We start from the raw sequence: 15726 nt of genomic DNA, 5'->3' as shown, positions 1-15726 counted from the left end.
AATGACGCATAAGGTAGTATTTCGAGACATCCTATGAGGAGCATCCCATGCACCGCGTCGGCTACCTGATTACCGAAGGCTTCCAGGTCATGTCCCTGGCGACCCAGTCCGTTTTCGAGTTCGCCAATATCGTGGCCGGCGAAGCGGTCTACAGCATCCACAACTTCTCCGTCGGCGGCGGCCTGGTGCGCTCGTCGCTGGGCATGCACATGGACACCCTGGCGCTGGGGGCGCCAGGGCTGGCTGACACCTGGATGATCACCGGCACCTTGACCCCGCTGACGCCGCCCGGCGAAGCGGTGCTGGCTGGTGTGCGCAGTTTCGTGGCCGGCGCGCGTCGCACCGCGGGCCTGTGCACCGGCACCTTCGTGCTGGCCCAGGCCGGTGTCCTCGACGGGCGCCGGGCGACCACCCACTGGGCCTATGCCAAGGCGTTCGCCGACCTGCACCCGCAGGTCGAAGTGGAGCCAGACCGGATCTTCATCGTCGATGGGCCGGTGTGGACCTCCGCCGGCATGACCGCCGCATTGGACATGGCACTGGGCATGGTGGAAAAGGACCTGGGCGCGGAAATGGCGCGCGCGGTGGCGCACCGGCTGGTCATGCACCAGCGCCGTTCCGGCGGGCAGTCCCAGCATTCCGAACTGCTTACGCTGGCGCCGAAGTCGGACCGCATCCAAACCGCTCTGGACTACGCCCGCAAGCACCTGGGCCGCCCGCTCAGTGTCGAGGAGCTTGCCGAGGTGGTGCACCTGAGCCCCCGGCAATTCACCCGGGTGTTCACCGCCGAAACCGGCCAATCACCGGCCAAGGCCGTGGAAAGCCTGCGCCTGGAGGCGGCGCGGGTGATGATCGAGCAGAGCCGCCACAGCCTGGATGTGGTGGCCAGGGAAACCGGGTTCCGCGACCGCCGGCACATGCGTGAGGTGTTCATGCGCGGCTTCGGCGTGCCGCCCCAGGCGGTAAGGCGGGATGCGCGGCGGGTAGAGGCGGCCGAGGCCTAGAGGGCTGCGAGCATCGTTTGCACCTGCTTGAGCTCCCAGGTGCTCATCAATTCGACCGGGTGGGTGCCGAACCTTTGCCCGGAGCCCAAGACATAGGCCCTGCCATCCGGTGCCTGGCAGCTGGCGCAATGGTCCAGCGCGCCACCAGCGCTGCACAGGGTGAGCAGCCAACCCTCGACCTCCACCGTGATCTGGCCTGAATCCCAGGGTTGCTCGCTGACGCGGCGCATGCTGCGGATGCCCAGGGCGATGTCGCGCAGTACCTGATAGGCCTCGCGGGGGGTCAAGGGGTTGGGGGACAAGGGCGATTTCCGCAGCGATTGAAGGGTGCGGGGCAAGGGTACATGACTACCCTTGCGACGGCCACGCCAGCGGCTCGTCCAGTGAATAGGCGGCATGAACCGGGTCGAAGTACTCGCGCAGGTGCGCGATCCTGCCGTGTTCGACGCGGCAGAACAGCACGTATTGCTGGCGATAGACTCTGCCGGTCGCGCGGATCAGCCCTTCAGCCTTGACCTCGGCGACGGCCATGCTGGGGTCGGCGAAGGCATGGATGCGCAAGTCGTGGAAGCGGAAGTTCTCCACTGCCTGGATGAACCAGCCGACGTGGTTCAGCACCTGCTCCCGGCCGACCAGCCGCTCGGGGTGGCCCAGGCTGGGTGCGTAGGGAAGCTCCCAGACCAGGTCGTCGGCAATCAGTGCCTTCCATCGCGCAGGGTGATCGACGAATGTTTCGAAGTGTTGGTGAAGTAGATCCGCAGCGTTGTTCATAGCCGTTTACTCGATGCCAGAGGCGGGTAATGGGGTGTGATCAACTCTGGCACAGGCCCAGGTATCGCAATAGCCGAATAAAATCGAGGCTGATGTTCGAAAATTTGCAACAGTGGAGGGGCTACACGGCGCCCTCGCGCAAATGGTCGATCAGCCACTGCGCAGCGGGGCCGGGCGGGGTGTCGGTGCGGTAGATGGCATCGAAGGGGTAGGTGCCGATTTCGCAGTCCGGCAGTGCCAGGCGCACCAGCCGGCCTGTCTCCAGGTCATCGCGCACCATCGGCAACGGCATGTTGCCCCAACCCACCCCTTCCTTGAGCAGCATGTGCTTGGCGCCCAGGTCGGCCAGGCGCCACGTGCGCGTGCCGATGACGGCGAAGTCCTTGCCTTCGGTGAGCGGCGAACGGTCCGACAGCACCAGTTGAACATGCTCGCGCCCGGCGCCCGGTGGGTTCGACCCGGCTTGGGCCAATGGGTGATTGGGCGCCGCCACGGGTATCAGCTCGACGCTACCGACGGCGATGCGCTCGATGCCATCCATGGGGCCTTCCAAAGGGCCGCTGACGCCAATGCTGGCGCCGCGATTGAGCACCAGCTGGGTCACGGCACCCAGGGCTTCCATGTGCAGGTGCAGGGAAACCGTGGGGAAGTGCGCCTGGAACGATTTCAGGGCATCGACCACGCGCTCGGCGGGGAGCATGACATCGAGCACCACATGAAGCTCTGCTTCAAGACCCTGAAGCAATCCCTTAACTTTCGCACGTAAGCCATTGATACCATTGGCGATGGCACGGGCTTCAGCCAGCACCGTTCGCCCGGCTTCGGTCAACTGCGGCTTGCGCGTGGTCTGCCGGTCGAACAACTGGACACCCAGCTGCATTTCAAGGTTGGCGATCGAGTAGCTGACCACCGAGGTGGCGCGGCTCAACTTGCGCGCAGCCGCAGCAAAGCTGCCCACCTCGACCACGGTGAGAAACACCCGCAATTGGTCGAGCGTCGGGGTGCCTGGGTCAGAAATCATGCGAAGGTCCTGGGTGGGGGGCTAGGCAAACATTTCTAGATTCTAGAACGTAATCGTCGAAATTAGTCGGCTATTCAGATGTTAGGCCCGGTGTCAGACTTTTTTCCATCGCGGCGCTCCACAGTGGATGCGCCCAACCCTGGAAAATGCCTCATGTCCCAGTCTGCAATCACGCCTGCTCAAACCACCGCTAAACTGACCCGCACCGCCGTTGGCAGCGACACTGCCGCGCTGGTCGGCCGTGCGCTGATGAGTGCGATCTTCATACTGTCCGGCCTGTCCAAGCTCGCAGCGCCGGCGATGATGGTCGGCTACATCGGCTCGGCAGGCTTGCCATTCCCGGCGCTGGCGCTGGTGGTGGCCATCGTCGTCGAAGTCGTCGGCGGCCTCGCCTTGCTCGCCGGCTACCGTACCCGCAGCGTGGCGTGGGTACTGGCCGCCTTCAGTGTGGCCACCGCACTGGCGTTCCATCACCAACTGGGCGACCAGAACCAGTTCATCCACTTCTTCAAGAACCTCGCCATGGCCGGCGGCCTGCTGCAGGTCGCCGCGTTCGGTGCCGGCCGCTTCAGCCTCGATGCCCGTCGTCGCCGTGCATGAGCAGCGTCTTGGGCTCGAGATAGGCACTGATGCCCCACTTGCCCATCTCGCGGCCCAGCCCGGAATGCTTGAACCCGCCAAACGGCGCGCTTGGCTCGTGGGCCAGGGTGTTGATCAACACCCGTCCGGAGTCGATCTGGCGGGCGATGCGCAGGCAGCGCTCGGTTGAGCTGCCCAGCACCAGGGCGCTCAGGCCATACAGGGTGTCGTTGGCGATCTGCAGGGCATCGGCTTCATCTTCGTAGGGAATGATGGTCAGCACCGGGCCGAAAATTTCCTCGCGGGCGATGCGCATCTGGTTGTTGGCCTGGGTGAACAAGGTCGGCTTCACGAACCAGCCGGCCTCCAGGCCTTCAGGGCGGCCCTCGCCACCTGCCAGCAAGGTCGCACCTTCTTCCTGGCCCAGGCGAATGTAGTGCTGCACCCGTTCCCACTGCTTCTGGCTGACCATGGGGCCGATGTCGGTGTCGGCGCTGCGAGGGTCGCCGCTACGGATATGGCCAAGCGCCTGCTTGGCAACCTGCTCGAACTCGCTCAGCCGGGCACGCGGTACCAGGATGCGGGTGCCGGCAATGCAGGCTTGGCCGCTGTTGAGAAAGCCCGCTTGCAGCACCAGCGGCATGATGGCCTGGAAGTCGGCATCGTCGAGCACCACGGTGGGCGACTTGCCGCCAAGCTCGAGGGTGACGCGCTTCATGGTTTCGGCGCCGGCTGCGATCAGGTGCCGGCCGACGGCCGAAGAGCCGGTGAAGGAAATCTTGGCGATGTCGGGATGCCGGGCGATGGCTTCGCCAACCACGTCGCCGCGGCCGTTGACGATATTGAACACGCCTGGGGGCAGGCCCGCCTCGTGCAATGCAGTGGCGATGATCTGCGTCTGCATTGCGCTCATCTCGCTGGGTTTGATGACGGCGGTGCAGCCTGCCGCCAGCGCGGTCGCCAGCTTGTTGCAGATAAAGCCTGCGTTGCTGTTCCAGGGGGTGATCAGGCCGGCGACACCCACCGGCGTGTGGATGACCCGGGCGATGCCGGCTTGTTCTTCGAAGGTGAAGGCCTGCAGTGCGTCGATCGCCTGGGCAATCACATCGGCAGGGTAAGTGGCCATCCAGCGCCCGCGTACCAAGGGCGCGCCATATTCCAGGGTGATCGCTTCCATCAGCTCTTCTTCACGGGCTGCCACGGCCTGGTGCATGCGGCGCAAGGCGGCGATGCGCTGTTCGCGGGTGGTGCGTGACCAGGCAGGGAAGGCCGCCTTCGCCGCGGCGATGGCGCGCTGGGCGTCCTGCTCATCGCCCAGGCGAACCTGGCCGATGACCGCCTCGGTGCTCGGGTTGTGCAGGTTGAACCATTCCTCGCCGTGCGGGGTGACGAACTGGCCGTTGATGTAGAGGTGTTCGATGCGCTGCATAGTGGCTTCTCTTTGCAATGGGCTCGGCGGCTGCGAGCGGGTAGGAGAGAAGTCTAGGAATGGTTTATTGTTCCGATAAGCCACCCTTTAGGGTATGACTCATCCGGATTTTCGGGACAATTCCCAAGGCAACCCATGCACAGAACAGGCATCACCGAGCTCGAGGCCGTGCTCGCGGTCGCCCGCCGCAGCAGCTTTCGCGGCGCCGCCCAGGAGCTGGGCATGTCCACCACGGCGGTCAGCAGCGCGGTTGCCGGCCTTGAGGCGCGTTTGAAAGTGCGCTTGTTCAACCGCTCCACGCGCAGCGTCGCCCTCACCGATGCCGGCCAGCGCTACGTGGAGCGCATTGCACCGGCGCTGGCGGAAATCACCCGTGCAGGGGAGGAGGCCGGTGCCAGCCCCGACGAGCCGCGCGGCACCCTGCGCATCAATGCGCCCCAGGCCGCGGCCTATCTGCTGCTGGAGCCGCTGTTCGGCGAGTACGCCCGGCGCTACCCGCAAGTGCGCATCGACATCGTCAGCGAGCCACGCCTGATCGACGTGGTGGCCGAAGGTTACGACGCCGGTATCCGCCTGGCCGAGTCGGTGCCCCAGGACATGATCGCCGTGCCGCTGTCGGCCGACATCCGCATGCTGGTGGTGGCCTCCCCGGCGTACCTCGCCCAGCACGGCACGCCCAGCCAACCGCAAGACCTGCTCGGGCACCAGAGCATCGGCATGCGCATGTCCCATGGTGGCATCTACCACTGGGAGCTGGAGCGCGACGGCCAGAAGCTGCAGATGGAGTTGCCGGTGCGTTTTGCCTTCAACGAGCTGCTGGCGATCAAGCAGGCCGTGCTGATGGGGCTGGGGGTGGGCTTCATTTCCGAGTGGTTCATCCAGCAGGAGCTGCAAAGCGGCGCGCTGGTGCCGCTGCTCCAGCCCTGGTGCCCGGCGTTTGCCGGGCTGAGGCTGTATTACTCGGGGCATCGCTTCGTGCCGGCCCGCTTGCGTGCCTTGATCGAGCTGGTGCATGAGCTGCGGCCCGGCAACCTGACGGGCGGGGCAAAGCCCTGAGCCTTGAGTGAACCTGTGGTCTACCCTTGATGAGCCTCAGGACAGCAGCGGGGCATGCAGCGTCACTCACAGACCTATGAGGAAACACCATGGCTACCCTCAATGGCATGCTGGACCCAAACGATGCGGTCATTCTTCTCATCGACCACCAGAGCGGCTTGTTCAACACCGTTCGTGATCTGCCTATCCCTGACCTTCGCAACTACGTGATCGCGATCGCCAAGACCGCGACGCTCTTGAACATCCCGGTGATCACCACCGCCTCCGTGCCCGATGGCCCCAACGGGCCGTTGATACCCGAGATTCATCAATACGCCCCTCACGCGGTGTATGTACCGCGCACGGGGCAGATCAATACCTGGGACAACCCGCTGTTCGTACAGGAGGTTGAAAAGACCGGGCGCAAGACGCTGATCATCGCCGGCACGCTGACCAGCGTGTGCATGGCCTTCCCGGCGGTCAGTGCGGTACAGGCGGGCTACAAGGCCTACTGCGTGGTGGACGCTTCGGGTAACTGGAGCAAGCTTGCCACCGACACCACCATCGCGCGCGTGGTGCAAGCTGGCGCGATTCCTACAGACACCTTCGCCATCGTCGCCGAATTGATGCAGACTTGGAACCGGCCGGAGGGCTCGCGCTTCGCTGAAATCCTGGCTGACCATGTGTGCCCTGAATACAAATGCCTGATGGAAAGCTTCGGCAAGGCGCAAGCGGTGGCCAAAGACGGCCCGGAAACCCACCTGGACAAATATCGCTGACAACCGCCATGGGCGCCTCGGCGCCCATGCACCCCCACGCGTTGCCTGAACCATGACCCGTTCGCTGTTCGTTTCTTTCGATGGCCCCAAAGGGGCCGGCAAGACCACGCTGCTGGAAGCCGTTACCCAAGCGCTGAGGGCCCATGGCCGCAAAGTGATCCGCTTGAGCGAGAGCAAGAGCGACCCGTTCAGGGGGCAGACCATGGCGCTGGTCAACGCCCTGGTGCGCAACCCCTCCCGCGAGCTGGAGCTGCAGGTGTGCGAGCGCTTCGCCCAGAGCCGCCAGTGGATTTCCCAGCACGTGCTGCCCAAGCAGCCCGCCGGTAGCATCATCCTCATCGACCGCTGGTACCCCTCCGAAGCCGCCTTTCGCCGCATCGTGCCGTTTGCCGAGATCCTGCAGCTGAACCTGGCGCACCACGTGCAGGTGCCCGACCTGCATGTCGGCGTGGTGACCGCCCCCGAAATCTCCTGGGCCAGGGCCGCGGCCCGGCGGCGGGGCTTGAGCAGTACGGTGATGTTCAGGCTCGAAGAGCAGGTGGCCGCGACCGAGGCGTTCGAGCGGGCGGTTGCCGAGCATGGCTGGGTGCTGTGCCGCAATGAAGGGACCCTCGAAGCGGCGACGAGGCAGGTGGTTGGCGAAATCCTTGGCCTGCCTTGATGCGCCGCTGAGCGTGTTTCCAGGGCCCGATCCTGGGTTATGCTGCGACCCCCTTTCGTCTTGCCGAGGCCGCCATGTCGTGCGCTGCCGTGCCGGTGCAAACGCACCGCGTCGACCGAGATTCGCGCAACGCGGGCCTGGCCCTGAGCCTGTGCCTGCCCAGTGATGTGCTGCTGTACCTGCTGTTGCCGATGTATGCGGCCGACTTTGGCGTGAGCCTGGCCCAGGCCGGTGTGCTGCTGGCGGCCAACCGGCTGGTGCGGATCGTCGGTTACGGTTGGGTGGTGCGCCGCTACGCCCGCCATGGCGATCGCGCGATGTGCAGCCTCGCGGCTGCGGCTGCGGCCATCTGCGCGCTGGGCTACGCGACCTTGAGTGGGTTTGCCGCGCTGCTGGTGCTGCGCCTGGTCTGGGGCCTGTGCTTCGCCACCTTCAACCTCAGCACGCAAACCCTCGCCACCGCCGATGCCCAGGGCGCTGCGCGGCGCGCCGGGCGTTCCCGGGCAATCATTTCGATCGGGCCGATGCTGGCCTTGCCGCTGGGCGCGGTGATGGCCCAGAGCTTCGGGCCGCGCAGCATCTTCCTGGTGCTGTGCCTCAGCTGCCTGTGCGGGGTGTGGGCTGCCCGCGCCTTGCCGGCCAAGGGGCACGAAATGGCCGGGGCCAAGGGCCGCCGCCTGCGCCTGCCGGACAGCATCGCCACCTGGTCGTTCGTCGAGGGGGTGGCGCTCGATGGGCTGTTCATCTTCGGCCTGTCGCTCTATGCGCAGACGCAGCTGGGCAGTAGCGGGGTGCTGGTGGCGGGTGTGCTGATGGCGGTGCGCTACCTCAGCGAGATGCTGTTCAGCCCGTTCGGTGGGCGCCTGGCCGACCGTTTCGGCGCGCTGCGCATGCTGGTGGTGCTGTCGCTGGCCACTTCGCTGGCGTTGCTGATGTTCGGCAGCGACTGGCTGATCGTTGGCGCGGCGCTGGTGCTGGTGCTGCGCGCGCTGCAACTGCCGCTGGTGGTCACCCTGGTGGCGCGGCGCAACCCCGAGGGGCGGATCCAGGCGCTGGCGGGCAATGCGGTGTGGCGCGACATCGGCGCCGGGCTTGGCCCGGTGCTCGCCGGCCTGCTGCTTGCCCGTGCCCCTGCGCTCTGGGTGTATGCCGCCGCCGCGCTGGCGCTGGCCTTGGCGGCGATGGGCTGCCTCTGGTCGCAACGCCGGTCACACTGAGCCTGGCGCTACAACCCCATTCCCAGGCATGAGCCGGCCTGGGAATGGCTGCCACCCTCAATAGTGGAAGTTGAACGTCACCTGCGCCGAGCGGCCTTCGGCCCAGGTCGCGTAGATGGGGTAGGCCGAGGCGAAGTACTGGCGGTCGAACAGGTTCTTCAGGTTCAGCTGCACGTCCAGCGACTTGGAGACCTTGTAGGAGGCCATGGCATCGACTTCGGCGTAGCCCGGGGTCCACTTGCGCGTGGTGTCGCTGACCGACGCATAGATCAGGCTGGAGGCCTTCACCCCGGTGCCGACCGTCCACTTCGGGGTCACGTCGTAGTAGGTCCAGAGGGTCAGGTTGTGCTTGGGCACCATGACCATCGGCAGGCCCGAGGCCGATTCATTGGCATCGCCGGCATCGGTGGTCACTGCGTTGAGGTAGGAGTAGCCGCCGAACACGCGCCATTGCGGGGTCAGCTCGCCCGCTACGCCCAGCTCCACCCCGCGCACACGTTGGGAACCGGCGTTCTCGATGCCGCCCAGGCCATCGCTGACACGGGCGTTGGTCTTGTCGGTCTGGAAGATTGCCGAGGTCAGCGACAGGCGCCCGTCCAGCACGTCCCACTTGGCGCCCACTTCGATGTTGCGGCTGCGCTCGGGCGAGAGGTCGTCGTTGTTCGCGGTCAGTTGGTCGTTGCCGCCGCCCGTACCACCGTTGGCGCCCGGCGGGTTGGCCGAGGTGCCGTAGGAGGTGTACAGGCTCAGGTTGTCGATGGGCTTGTACACCAGGCCCACCTGGTAGCTGAACAGGTTGGCGATGTTCTGCAGGTTCTGCGCGCCGCTCTGGTCCACCCGGGTGTTGTAGTAGTCCAGGCGCACACCGGTGTTGAGCAGCCACTTTTCCGACAGTGCCAGGCTGTCGAAGGCGTAGGCCGAGGCCATGTTGGTGGTGGTGTAGATCGGCTTGCCGGGGAAGCTGTCGCCATTGAGCGTGGCACTGCCGGTCCAGTCCATGTCCGGGTCCCAGCCACCGATGGTGGTGCAGTTGCCGGCCACGGCGCATGAGCCGCCACCGCGGATGTTACTGCCGGTGCTGTCGGTGACCAGGTAACCCTCGTACAAGCTCTTCTCGTGGCTCAGCTCGATGCCGGTGGTGAGCTTGCTGTCCAGGCCGAACAAGGTGTGCGAGCCGGTCAGTTCGGTCTGGTTGGCCAGGGTGTTGGTGGCGTACTTGCCGCTTTTCGCCTGCAGCTGGATGACGTCGTTGGAACCCTTGAGGAACTGCGGGTTGGTGGCGATGTAGTCGAGGGTCGAGCGCCCGTAGCTGGTGGTGTTGCGCACCTTCCAGTCGTCATCGAGTTCGTGCTCGATGCGCACCTGGCCGCTGTCGGTCTGGCCACGGCGGTAATCGCGGTCGTTCAGGCCGTAGAAGTCCTTGCGCTTGAATTCCGAGGCAGGGGTGCCGCCGGTGGAGCGAAACGGCACGCTGAAGTCCGGCATGTCGTGGCTGGACAGGTGGTAGTAGCCCAGGGTGACGGTGGTCGGGCCGCCCAGGCCGAAGCTGATCGACGGCGCCACGCCCCAGCGCTTGCTGAACACGTCGGTGCGGCCTGGCTGGTCGGCGTAGTGCCCCATGACGTTGAGGCGGAATGCGGTGCTCTGGTCGATCACCCGGTTGACGTCCAGCGTGGTGCGCTTGTAGGCGTCGGTGCCCATGCCGACGCTGGCGTCGAGGAAGTCCTGCGCCTTGGGCGCCTTGGTTTCGATGTCGACGCTGCCGCCGACCGCGCCGCGGCCGGCATACACCGAGTCGGGGCCCTTGATGATGCTGATGCGCTCGACATCGAAGGTTTCGCGGTTCTGCACACCGGTGTCGCGCATGCCGTCGACGAAGATCGAGTTGCGCGATTCGAAGCCGCGAATCACCGGGCGATCGGCCGAGGGGTTGGCGGCAGCGTCACCGCCGAGGAAAGTGATGCCCGGTACCGTGCGCAAGGCATCGGTGAAGGTCGTCGCGCCGCTGGACTTGATGACTTCCTGCGGGATCACGGTGATCGAGCGGGGGGTGTCGATCAACGGTGCGGTGAGCTTGTAGGAGGGCAGTTCCTGCGTCTGCAACTGCGCTTCGCGGTCTGCTTCCACGGTCGTGGAAGGCAGTGCCAGCACCGGGGCTGCGGGTACTGGCTCGGCAGCTTGGGCGGTGGCGACCAGCGAGGTGGTGAGCAGGCAAGAGGTCAATAGCGAGCGGGAAGGGGTGGCGCAAGGCATTGAGAAGCGTCTACGGCGGGATGGGGAGGCAGATCCTATATAAATTGTAACAATTTATAAAGAGAAGCTTTATCATTCGTACTACTACCAATGTTGAATGGTTTGGCTTGCGGGCCCTATCGCCGGCAGGCCGGCTCCTACAGGGGCCGGCGATGGGGGCAGGTTAGGCCAGCCGCGTTACCCACTTGCCTGGCGTGCTGGCTTCCTTCAGTTGGCGCAACGCCTGTGGCAGCGCTTCGAACGCGAACTCCAGGCGCGCCGGGGTCAGCAGCTGGCCATCGGCGACCTGCTGCAGCAACCGCTGCGCCTCGGCTCGCAATGCCCGGTGATCGAGCGGGCGGCCATGGGCGTGAATGCTGTTCAGGGCGACTTCATGCAGCGAAATCGCGCTGCTGAAGGCGGGCAATGGCGCTGATTCCTGGCGGTCCTGGATGCACACCAGATGGCCGTTGTAGCCGAGCAGGTGGGCAAGGCTGGCGGCATGGGCGCCGCTGACCGTGTCGAACAAGGCGTGCAGGGGGCGCTCGCCCAATGCGCTTTGCAACTGGGTTTGCCACTGGGCGTCGTGGTAGTCGAACACCTCGATCACGCCCAGCGCCTTGAGCCCGGCACGGTGCCGGGCGCCGGCGGTGGCCCAGACCCGCAAACCGCGCTGCACGGCCAGCTGCGCCAGGTAAAACCCCACCGCGCCACCGGCGCCAATTACCAGCACATCGCTCGAAGCCCCCTGGGGCACCTTGGCCAGCGCCTGCCAGGCGGTGATGGCCGGGCAGGGCACGGCGGCCGCGACACCCTCGTCGATCGTGGCCGGCAACTGCATCAACAGGTAGGCATCCACCAGGCAGTACTCGGCGAAGCTGCCATCGCGCGACAGCGACTGGTGGTAAGCGACGCGAGTGCCCAGCGGGATCTGCACCCCAGCGCCGACCGCCGCGACGACGCCGACACCGTCCACGCCAGGCACCGTGCCTGCATGCCAGTCGGGGTGGCCCCATTCGCAGATCTTCCAGTCCACCGGGTTGAGGGCGATGGCGCGGTTGGCCACCAGCACTTCGCCGGGGCCGGGTTGCGCCAGGGGTTTGCGCAGCAGTTGCAGGCCATCGAGGCCGGCGCCTGGGGTCCAGCCCCAGGCTTGGTAGGTGTTAGACATGTAGCGCTCCTTGTAGGAAGGGTTCACAGCGTGTGCAAAGGCGGGCAGGCAATCGCCGAGCGTTTGCCGCGCCAGGCCAACCAGGCCAGCGGCAGGTGCACCAGCACCGCCGCAACCACACCCGCCCACGGGGTGAGGGCCAGTTGGCCGTGGGTCACCAGGTAGCTGCCGGCGGACTCACCCAAGGTGATGCCCAGGTTGAAGGCCGAGATGTTCAGCCCCGAGGCAAAGTCCACCGCCTTGGGGGTGTAGCGCCCGGCGGTGTCGAGCATGCCGGCCTGGAAGCCTGGGGTCATGCCAAAGGCCAACACGCCCCAGACGAACAGCAGCACCACCATCGCAACCGGCGACGACAGCGAGAAGCCCAGCAACACCAGCACCGCCGCCAGCAACACGAACAGCACCCGCAGCGCACGTTGCCAGCCAAGGCGGTCGGCCAGGCGGCCACCGGCGAGGTTGCCGATCAGCGTGGCGATGCCGAACACCACCAGCAGGCTGCTGGCCGTGGCCGAGGAGAAGCCGGTGATATCGGTGAGAATCGGCGTGATGAAGGTGAACGCCGCAAAGCTTGCGCCAAAGCCGAGGATGGTCACCAGCATCATCGACCAGATCGCCGGGTGGCCGAGCGCCGCGAGCTGGGTGCGGATGCTGCCGGCCTCGGCGGTTTTCAGCGCCGGCAGCCAGGCGAGCGTGGCCAGCAAGGCCAGCGCGCTGAGCGCCGCCACCGCGTAGAACGGCAGGCGCCAGCCCATGGCGTTGCCCAGGAAGCTGCCCAGTGGCACGCCGATGACCATGGCCAGGGTGAGCCCGGCGAACATGATGGCGATCGCTTTGCTGGCCTGGCCCTTGGGTGCCAGGCTGGCCGCGACCGTCGCGCCAATGGCGAAGAAGCTGCCATGGGCGACGGCGGTGATCAGCCGGCCGATCAACAGCGTGGTGTAGTCACTGGACAGCGCCGAGAGCAGGTTGCCGGCGAGAAAGATCGCCACCAGGCCCGCCAGCACCGGCTTGCGCGGCAGGCGCCCGAGCAGCAGCACGATGAACGGGGTGAACACTGCCAATGCCAAGGCGTACAGGCCAACCAGGCCGCCCGCAGTGGCCAGGGTCACGCCCAGGTCGCTGGAGATGGCCGGGAGAATGCCGACCACGATGAACTCGGCCACGCCAATGGCGAAGGCGGTCAGGGCCAGCACGTACACCCCGGGGTGAATGCGTGTGGAGGAGGGGGTAGTCATGAACGAATGCTCGCAAGGTGAATGATGCAGCACACGATACGAGCCGTTTGGTTTGTGATGTAGACTCGTGCAATTCCAACCAGCTGTGAATTCAAGTCATGCAAATACGCGCTAAAGACATCAACCGCTCCGGCGAGATGGAGGTGTTCGCCGAAGTGGTCGCTTGCGGCACTTTCTCGGAAGCTGCGCGGCGCCTGGACATGACGCCATCGGCAGTGAGCAAGTTGATCGCACGCCTGGAGCAGCGCCTGGGCGCGCGCCTGCTGCTGCGCTCGACCCGCCGCCTGGAACTGACCGCCGAGGGCGAGCGCTTCCATGTCGAAAGCCTGCGCATTCTCGAGCAGATCGACAACGCCGAACGCGACGTGGCCAATGCCGCTTGCCCCAGCGGCATCATCCACATCAACAGCAACCTGCCGTTCGGCCTGCACTGCCTGGTGCCCCTGGTGCCGGCGTTTCTCGAGGCCTACCCGCAGATCACCTTGAACATCGAGCTGACCGACACGGTGGTCGACCTGCTTGAGCGGCGCGCCGACGTCGCGATCCGCTCCGGCCCGCTGAAAGCCTCGCGGCTGGTGCAGCGGCACCTGGGCCGCAGCCGGCTGTTGACGGTGGCATCACCCGAGTATCTGGCGCGCAAGGGCACACCGCGCACCCCCCAGGAGCTGCTTGGGCACAATCGATTGGCCTTTGGTTTTCACCGGCACTCGCAGGCGTGGGTGTATCGCGGGGCTGATGGTGAGCGCATCGAGGTGGAGCCCCAGGGCAATTTGCTGCTGCAGGACGGGGAGAGCATGCGCCAGTTGGCCCTGGGCGGCGCCGGGGTGGCGCGCCTGGCCAATTTCCATGTGGGGGCGGATATCGAGGCGGGGCGGTTGGTGCCGTTGCTGGAGGGGTATGAAAGTGGCGAGGAGGATATTTTGCATGCGGTGTTCATTGGGCCCGGGCGGCAGTTGCCGCAGCGGGTGAGGGTGTTTATCGACTTTCTGGTTGAGCGGATGGAGGGGCGGTATTTCGGTTAAGTCGCTCGCGACCTCAGGTGACGCGTCACCACCACCTGGACAACGATTGCTATCAAGCAAAGCAATCCGAATTTTACATTGCCTTCGACGCCCAGATGCTCGAAAACCTTGCCTACGAACATGACGCTGATGAAGATGGCAGCAGGCACTATAAGTCGGTTCATCACGGTTCCTTCGAGCCAGCAAAAAAAAAGTAGCCGGGCATGATAGCTCAGCGCGTACCGAGGCTTGCGTTGTCTGTATTTCCGCAAGTTTCCGAGATTCAGGTGCACGGGTGGGCTGAGGCTGTGATAATCGGGGCAATGACAAGGGCCGTGCCATGCTGACTATCTCCAACAACGTGCATCTGCCGGATGCTGAAATCGAACTGACCTACATTCGTGCCCAAGGCGCGGGTGGGCAGAATGTCAACAAGGTGTCCAGCGCCGTGCATTTGCGCTTTGACATTCCGGCTTCATCGTTGCCCGAGTTTTACAAGGAGCGGCTGCTGGCGTTGCGTGACAGTCGCATCACCAGTGATGGTGTGTTGATTATCAAGGGGCAGCAGTATCGGACTCAGGAGCAGAACCGTGCTAATGCGTTGGCGCGGCTTGCTGAGTTGATCATCAATGCTGGCAAGACCGAGAAGAAACGCCGGCCTACCAAGCCGACACTTGGTTCGAAGACTCGGCGGCTTGAAGGGAAAGCCAGGCGCAGTACGGTTAAGGCGGGGCGGGGGAAGGTGGAGTTCTAGGGATGGCGTCTATATAGATGGCGTCTGTGAATGCGCGATTTAACAAGTGGGCGATGTCAAATGTTCATAAGCCACTCACGGGCCAGAGATTACTGACTCAAAGTCCTCGAAACGAATGCGGCCGTTCATCGATTGATGTTTATAAACTAGCTTTATGGGCCTCAGTGCAAGACAAAGAGGTGCCTACGAAGCTCAGGGCGATTCAGAACCTGTTCCGCAAGTATCTCGGTATCGCCGATTGATGCATTCAAATTGAAGGACGAGTCCTTGATCAGCAACCTGGCTGATCGGGGAGAATTTTTCAACAGCACGATTTAACCAAGCCGCAGAGTGTGACTATAAATCGCTACTGAGCCTGATCGAACAGTGCCGCGGTGGCCTTGAGCACTAACGCTGTTGAGGCGATGAAGCGGTACTACGAAGCGTAGGTCTTCCACAGGAGGTCATCTTTATGCTAATGATAGCACTGCGCCACTGTTTGATGTGCAAGCTGCGCCTCAAAATGTCTATTTGCAGCCAAGCTAGGCCAGCCTCCAACCACTTTGCGCAGAACTTACCAGACCGTTTCCTCTGCTTTGAAAAGGAGTTTTTATGAGTACTGAAAATATTGAGACGCTTCTGGAGCGGCTTGTCGCTATCAATGAAGAGATTTCACAAAAGCTAGATGATATAAAATATGATTTATCAGAAATAACAAATGAGCTGAACTGGGTTGGTGAACATTCCTATGCAAAAGTTGTGTATGACGGCTTGAACAACATTGAGATGAGATTGATAGGTATTGAATCCAATACATCTAGCTTATAGTTCGCTGGAATGTTTTAGGTGGCTTTCCTT

General features: G+C 64.2%; 16 protein-coding genes. 9 read left to right on the top strand and 7 right to left on the bottom strand.

Features of this window, described 5'->3' with window-relative positions:
• Positions 1-47 precede the first annotated feature (47 nt).
• Positions 48-1004 carry a GlxA family transcriptional regulator gene (locus tag B3E94_RS19370; protein ID WP_286914752.1) on the top strand — a complete coding sequence of 319 codons (957 nt, stop codon included), beginning with the start codon at positions 48-50 and terminating at the stop codon, positions 1002-1004.
• Here the strand turns inward: B3E94_RS19370 and B3E94_RS19365 are convergent.
• The 3 genes from B3E94_RS19365 to B3E94_RS19355 all read right to left on the bottom strand — a co-directional run bounded on the left by B3E94_RS19365 (position 1001) and on the right by B3E94_RS19355 (position 2796).
• Positions 1001-1306, bottom strand: coding sequence for a DUF7693 family protein (locus tag B3E94_RS19365; protein ID WP_286914751.1), 306 nt, complete (start codon positions 1304-1306; stop codon positions 1001-1003). The genes B3E94_RS19370 and B3E94_RS19365 overlap by 4 nt on opposite strands.
• 46 nt (positions 1307-1352) lie before the next feature.
• Positions 1353-1775, bottom strand: a complete 423-nt coding sequence (locus B3E94_RS19360) for a nuclear transport factor 2 family protein (protein WP_286914750.1) — start codon at positions 1773-1775, stop codon at positions 1353-1355.
• A 121-nt stretch (positions 1776-1896) separates the two neighbouring features.
• Positions 1897-2796, bottom strand: a complete 900-nt coding sequence (locus tag B3E94_RS19355) for a LysR family transcriptional regulator (protein ID WP_286914749.1) — start codon at positions 2794-2796, stop codon at positions 1897-1899.
• Positions 2797-2949: 153 nt separating this feature from the next.
• On the opposite strand from B3E94_RS19355, the gene B3E94_RS19350 reads away from it, so the two are divergent.
• Positions 2950-3396: a DoxX family protein gene (locus tag B3E94_RS19350; protein ID WP_286914747.1), complete on the top strand. Its 447-nt coding sequence runs from the start codon at positions 2950-2952 to the stop codon at positions 3394-3396.
• On the opposite strand, the gene B3E94_RS19345 is transcribed toward B3E94_RS19350, so the two are convergent.
• Entirely contained in the window at positions 3365-4804 is a 1440-nt protein-coding gene (locus B3E94_RS19345) for an aldehyde dehydrogenase family protein (protein WP_286914746.1), read from the bottom strand. The two genes, B3E94_RS19350 and B3E94_RS19345, sit on opposite strands and share 32 nt — an antisense overlap.
• 135 nt (positions 4805-4939) lie before the next feature.
• Between B3E94_RS19345 and B3E94_RS19340 the strand changes: the two genes are divergently transcribed.
• The 4 genes from B3E94_RS19340 to B3E94_RS19325 all read left to right on the top strand — a co-directional run bounded on the left by B3E94_RS19340 (position 4940) and on the right by B3E94_RS19325 (position 8496).
• Entirely contained in the window at positions 4940-5860 is a 921-nt protein-coding gene (locus tag B3E94_RS19340) for a LysR family transcriptional regulator (RefSeq protein ID WP_286914744.1), read from the top strand.
• An 89-nt stretch (positions 5861-5949) separates the two neighbouring features.
• Positions 5950-6618 carry an isochorismatase family protein gene (locus tag B3E94_RS19335; protein ID WP_176515511.1) on the top strand — a complete coding sequence of 223 codons (669 nt, stop codon included), beginning with the start codon at positions 5950-5952 and terminating at the stop codon, positions 6616-6618.
• Positions 6619-6670: 52 nt separating this feature from the next.
• Positions 6671-7279, top strand: coding sequence for a dTMP kinase (locus B3E94_RS19330; RefSeq protein ID WP_176515509.1), 609 nt, complete (start codon positions 6671-6673; stop codon positions 7277-7279).
• Between the two features lie 74 nt (positions 7280-7353).
• Positions 7354-8496, top strand: coding sequence for an MFS transporter (locus B3E94_RS19325; RefSeq protein ID WP_286914743.1), 1143 nt, complete (start codon positions 7354-7356; stop codon positions 8494-8496).
• A gap of 57 nt (positions 8497-8553) precedes the next feature.
• On the opposite strand, the gene B3E94_RS19320 is transcribed toward B3E94_RS19325, so the two are convergent.
• The 3 genes from B3E94_RS19320 to B3E94_RS19310 all read right to left on the bottom strand — a co-directional run bounded on the left by B3E94_RS19320 (position 8554) and on the right by B3E94_RS19310 (position 13134).
• The gene (locus B3E94_RS19320) at positions 8554-10749 is read right to left on the bottom strand and encodes a TonB-dependent receptor (RefSeq protein ID WP_286914742.1); all 2196 of its coding nucleotides are present in this window, start codon (positions 10747-10749) and stop codon (positions 8554-8556) included.
• A gap of 163 nt (positions 10750-10912) precedes the next feature.
• Positions 10913-11899: an alcohol dehydrogenase catalytic domain-containing protein gene (locus B3E94_RS19315; protein WP_286914741.1), complete on the bottom strand. Its 987-nt coding sequence runs from the start codon at positions 11897-11899 to the stop codon at positions 10913-10915.
• 23 nt (positions 11900-11922) lie between these two features.
• On the bottom strand, positions 11923-13134 hold the full coding sequence (locus B3E94_RS19310) for an MFS transporter (protein ID WP_286914740.1): 1212 nt from the start codon (positions 13132-13134) through the stop codon (positions 11923-11925).
• Positions 13135-13238: 104 nt separating this feature from the next.
• On the opposite strand from B3E94_RS19310, the gene B3E94_RS19305 reads away from it, so the two are divergent.
• The 3 genes from B3E94_RS19305 to B3E94_RS19295 all read left to right on the top strand — a co-directional run bounded on the left by B3E94_RS19305 (position 13239) and on the right by B3E94_RS19295 (position 15696).
• The gene (locus B3E94_RS19305) at positions 13239-14156 is read left to right on the top strand and encodes a LysR family transcriptional regulator (RefSeq protein ID WP_286914812.1); all 918 of its coding nucleotides are present in this window, start codon (positions 13239-13241) and stop codon (positions 14154-14156) included.
• Between the two features lie 319 nt (positions 14157-14475).
• Complete coding sequence (gene arfB / locus B3E94_RS19300; protein WP_286914739.1) at positions 14476-14889, top strand: alternative ribosome rescue aminoacyl-tRNA hydrolase ArfB; 414 nt, start codon at positions 14476-14478, stop codon at positions 14887-14889.
• 591 nt (positions 14890-15480) lie between these two features.
• Entirely contained in the window at positions 15481-15696 is a 216-nt protein-coding gene (locus B3E94_RS19295; RefSeq protein ID WP_286914738.1) for a hypothetical protein, read from the top strand.
• Positions 15697-15726 lie beyond the last annotated feature (30 nt).

The organism is Pseudomonas sp. UBA6315 (genome assembly GCF_002438125.1).
In the GTDB taxonomy this organism is placed as follows: Bacteria; Pseudomonadota; Gammaproteobacteria; order Pseudomonadales; family Pseudomonadaceae; genus Aquipseudomonas; species Aquipseudomonas faucium.
This window is presented reverse-complemented; position numbering and strand designations above follow the sequence as displayed.